The organism is Frankia sp. AgKG'84/4, from assembly GCF_023242965.2.
In the GTDB taxonomy this organism is placed as follows: Bacteria; Actinomycetota; Actinomycetes; order Frankiales; family Frankiaceae; genus Frankia.
Window position 1 is genome coordinate 1 of the sequence record NZ_JALKFU020000471.1, and the last position, 4,251, is coordinate 4,251.

At 74.6% G+C, this 4,251-nt stretch carries 5 protein-coding genes; all 5 read right to left on the reverse strand.

The genetic code is table 11. The features are described 5' to 3' along the window. On the reverse strand, nucleotides 1-419 hold a 419-nt coding region (locus tag MXD58_RS21415; RefSeq protein WP_518478568.1), incomplete at its 3' end, for a Ppx/GppA phosphatase family protein. Beyond that, complete coding sequence (locus MXD58_RS21420) at nucleotides 416-1,147, reverse strand: DUF501 domain-containing protein (RefSeq protein WP_374616456.1); 732 nt, start codon at nucleotides 1,145-1,147, stop codon at nucleotides 416-418. The genes MXD58_RS21420 and MXD58_RS21415, both read right to left, overlap by 4 nt. Nucleotides 1,148-1,217: 70 nt before the next feature. Next, a complete protein-coding gene (locus MXD58_RS21425) occupies nucleotides 1,218-1,592 on the reverse strand; it encodes an FtsB family cell division protein (RefSeq protein WP_248836531.1) in 375 nt (124 codons plus the stop codon). Between the two features lie 4 nt (nucleotides 1,593-1,596). Next, a complete protein-coding gene (gene eno / locus MXD58_RS21430; protein ID WP_248836530.1) occupies nucleotides 1,597-2,880 on the reverse strand; it encodes a phosphopyruvate hydratase in 1,284 nt (427 codons plus the stop codon). Nucleotides 2,881-3,332: 452 nt separating this feature from the next. Beyond that, nucleotides 3,333-4,251, reverse strand: a 919-nt coding sequence (gene sppA / locus MXD58_RS21435; protein WP_250609803.1) for a signal peptide peptidase SppA, incomplete at its 5' end; no start/stop codon positions are given.

A 4,251-nucleotide genomic window follows, 5' to 3' on the forward strand; every position in this document is an offset into this window, starting at 1 on the left:
GTTCCGGCCCGGGCCGGTCCGGTGGCGCCGACCGCGACGCCGCCGACGAGATCCCCGATGGCCCCGGAGAACGACAGCGCCGCCTCCTCGTCGCCACTGATCACTTCGGGGTCCACCCCGAGGATCGCACGCACGCCGGCGACCAGGTCGTCGCGGTTGCGCGCGTCGCGGGTCGCGCTCGTGGCGACCATCCGCACCCGCGTCGCGCCCAGCCGGTCGATCTCACCCGCATAGTCGCGCAGCGCCGCGAACGTGCGCGCCAGCGCCTGCGGGGCCAGCTCGCCGGTGCGGTCGACGCCCGCGCCCAGGCGGACGATCTCCATCCGCCGGGTCAGCTCGTGCAGGCCGGCGCCGTCGACGTCCGCGACCAGCAGACGGATCGAGTTGGTCCCGCAGTCGATCGCGGCTACCCGGGTCATCCCAGCCCCTTCCCGTCCGTCTCGCCCACGAGGTTCGCCGGGACCGCGGCCTGGGCCGCGGCACCGACGGTGCCAGTATTCGCCGATCCGGCGCCGCCCGTCAGGCGTTCCCCGGCGTTACCGGCTGCCGCGGCGACATCGGCCGCGCCGTCGATGCGGATGTCCCCGGCGACACGGGTCCCCCCGGGGACGTCGGTCTCCCCGGGGACGTCGGTCCCCCCGGGGAGGTCGGCCGGCACGCAGGGGCCACGCCGGCCCCAGTCCTCGATCGCCGCGATGGCCGCGATCGCCTCGTCACCGAACGGGTTCACCCCCGGCCCGGCCGCGAGGCTGTGCGCCACCAGCACGTGCAGGCATTTCACCCGCTCCGGCATCCCGCCGGCGCTCGGCGATCCGGGGAGCACCTCGTGGGCGTCGCGGCGGGCGAGGTAGTCGCGCAGGGCGGCGTCGTAGGCGGCGGCGAGTTCGGGGTCGCGGGCGAGGCGCTCGGTCATCTCCCGCATCACCCCGGCGGCCTCCAGCCGGGAGACCGCGCTGGCCGCCCGCGGGCAGGTCAGGTAGTACAGCGTCGGAAACGGGGAGCCGTCCGGAAGCCGGGGGGCGGTCTCGACCACGTCGGGCAGGCCGCAGGTGCAGTGGTGCGCGACCCCCAGCAGCCCACGGGGCATCCGGCCGAGCTGCCGGCGCACGATCTCGGCCTGCGCGGCCGTCACCGACGTCGACGACATGGCGACTCCTCCCGACCCCGCGCGAGGCCGCTCGTCATCCTGGTGGGTCACGGGATCAGCGATCAGGGGGTTACGGGGTCGCGATCTGCGCCCACAGCCGGCCGTACCAGGCCGAGCCGCCGCCGGAACCGCCGGCGTCGGCCTGGTCGCGCGGGCCGGCGGTCGGCGGGGCGGGCATCAGGTAGGCCTTCTCCCCCGGTTTGCGGTAGAGCAGCCGGCTCCGCGCCTGGTCCTCGACCCAGGCCCGGTCGCCGTAGCGCCCGACCGCGCCGCGCAGCTCGTCCACCTGGGACTGGGTCTGCGCGTTCGCGCGGGCGAGCTGCGAGAGCTTGTTCTGCTGGCGCAGGTACAGCCGCAGCGGGTAGGCGAGGGTCAGGACCAGGACGCAGATCACGACGGCGAGCAGGGTCGCCCTCGTGGTCAGCGCGGAGCGCGGCGCCGCCATGGGCTCAGGCGGACCGGCCGTGCCGGGGGAAGGCGCCGGCACCGGCGAAACGGGCCGCGTCGTCGAGCTCCTCCTCGATCCGCAGGAGCTGGTTGTACTTGGCCACCCGCTCGGAGCGGGCCGGCGCGCCGGTCTTGATCTGGCCGCAGTCGGTGGCCACGGCGAGGTCCGCGATCGTGGTGTCCTCGGTCTCGCCGGAGCGGTGCGACATCATCGCCCGATAGCCGCTGCGGTGAGCGAGGGTGACCGCGTCGAGGGTCTCGGTGAGCGTGCCGATCTGGTTGACCTTGACGAGCAGGGCGTTGGCCGCCTTCGCCGCGATCCCGCGGGCGAGGCGCTCCGGGTTGGTGACGAACAGGTCGTCACCGACGAGCTGGACCTTCTCCCCGAGGCGCTCGGTGAGCGAGATCCAGCCGGCCCAGTCGTCCTCGGCCAGCGGGTCCTCGATCGACACGATCGGGTAGGCGTCGACGAGCTCGGCGTAGTAGTCGCTGAGGTACTCCGCGCTGCGGGCAGCGCCCTCGAACGTGTAGGTGCCATCGGCGAAGAACTCGGTGGACGCGACGTCCAGCGCGAACGCGATGTCCGAGCCGAGGCGCAGGCCCACCTTGTCGACCGCCTCGGCGATGAGGTCGAGCGCCTCACGGTTGGTGGGCAGGCTCGGGGCGAAGCCGCCCTCGTCGCCGACGCCGGTCGCGAGGCCGCGGGCCTTCAGCACGCTCTTGAGCGCCTGGTAGACCTCGGCGCCCCAGCGCAGCGACTCGGAGAACGTCGTCGCCCCGATCGGCGCGACCATGAACTCCTGGATGTCGACGTTGGTGTCGGCATGCGCGCCACCGTTGAGGATGTTCATCATCGGCACCGGGAGCAGGTGCGCGCTGGGGCCACCGAGGTAGCGGAACAGCGGCAGGCCGCTGGCCGCCGCAGCCGCCTTGGCCACCGCGAGGCTCACGCCGAGCAGGGCGTTCGCGCCGACGGCGGACTTGTCCGGGGTGCCGTCGAGATCGATGAGCGTCTGGTCGAGCAGGCGCTGCTCGGTGGCCTCCAGCTCGATGATCGCCGGGCCGATGCGCTCGATGACGGCGCCGACGGCCTTGGTGACGCCCTTGCCGCCGTAACGGTCCTCACCGTCGCGCAGCTCGACGGCCTCGAAGGCGCCCGTGCTCGCCCCGCTCGGGACCGCGGCACGACCCAGCGTGCCGTCTTCCAGGACGACCTCGACCTCGACGGTGGGGTTGCCTCGCGAGTCCAGGATCTCGCGGGCTCCGACAGCCTCGATGGACGGCACGGTGTGACCTCCGAATGTGACGGCTTGAACGCGACGATGCGGTGACCGGAACGGATCGTCGCGGACCGGTGCCCGAGAGCACCCGCGCCGCGCCCGGCGGATCGCCGGCGGGCAAGGTGGAGCCATGCCACGGGGACGAGCGGTGCCGTCCGGACGAACCGGTCGGTGCCGAGACTACCGTCGGGCCTCGGGCGGCGCGGCGCCGATCCCGGTACGGCGCGTCGACTGGCGCATACCCGGGCGCCGCCGATGCCGACGCCCGGCTGGCCGCGGCCACCGGGCCCCGCAACCGTGTCACGCATCCCACAGCCGCCGGCACCCAAGTGGCCGGCGCCGCTGGCTCCCTCGTGCGGCCAACCCGGGGGCGACACCCCGCCCCTTCCGCGACCTCGACCCCTTCGGAGACCTCGACCCCTTCGGAGACCTCGACCCCTTCAGCGACCTCGGCCGACTCAGCCGATGCGGCCCATCGGCGGCATCATCAGCGGGCCGGCGGCGGGCAGACCAAGACGCGCTGCCAGCGGCGCCCAGGTGCCCCAGCCGGAGACGAACCCACCGGCCGGCCCGGCGCCGAGCCCGACCGCCGCCGCGGCCGAGCCGAGCATCTCGGGAGCCAGCGCGGCGGCGAGCCGGGTCCAGGTGCCGGCGGACGCCCGCGTCCCGAACAGCCGCGCGGCGGACCGGTCCTCGCTGGACTTCGGCGTACGGACCCGTTCCAGCACCGACGGCTTCGGCGCGAGGCGCACGCGCGGGGTGTCCTCGCCGGGCAGCCCGGCCCGGGACCAGGCCAGGCGCAGGGCGTCCGCGAGGCCGCCGAGTTCGTCGACCAGGCCGTGCGCCTGCGCGTCGACGCCCGTCCACACCCGGCCGCGGGCCAGCTCGTGCACCTGCTCGCGGGTCAGCCGCCGGGACGCGGCGACCTTGTCGACGAAGTCGGCGTAGACCCGGTCGAGGAACTCCTCCAGTTTCTCCCGCTCCCCGGCGGTGAACGGGCGCCGCGGCGACATCATCAGCGCGTGCTCGCCCTCGGCGACCGCACCGAAGCCCACCCCGACCTTCTCCAGCAGCTCGCGGACGACCTGCTTGCCGGCGAACACCCCGATCGACCCGGTCAGCGTGCCGGGGCTCGCGACGATGACATCCGCGGCGAGGGAGACGAAATACCCGCCGGAGGCGGCCACGTCACCCATCGACACGATCAGCGGCCGCCCGCTTGCGCGGAACAGCTCGGCCTCCCGGCGGACCAGGTCCGAGGCGACGTAGGAGCCACCGGGGCTGCTCACCCGGAACACCGCGGCGGCCACGTCCTCGTCGCGGGCGGCGGCGCGGAACGCGGCGGCCGTTGCCTCGGCGGCGAGCACCGGGCCGGAG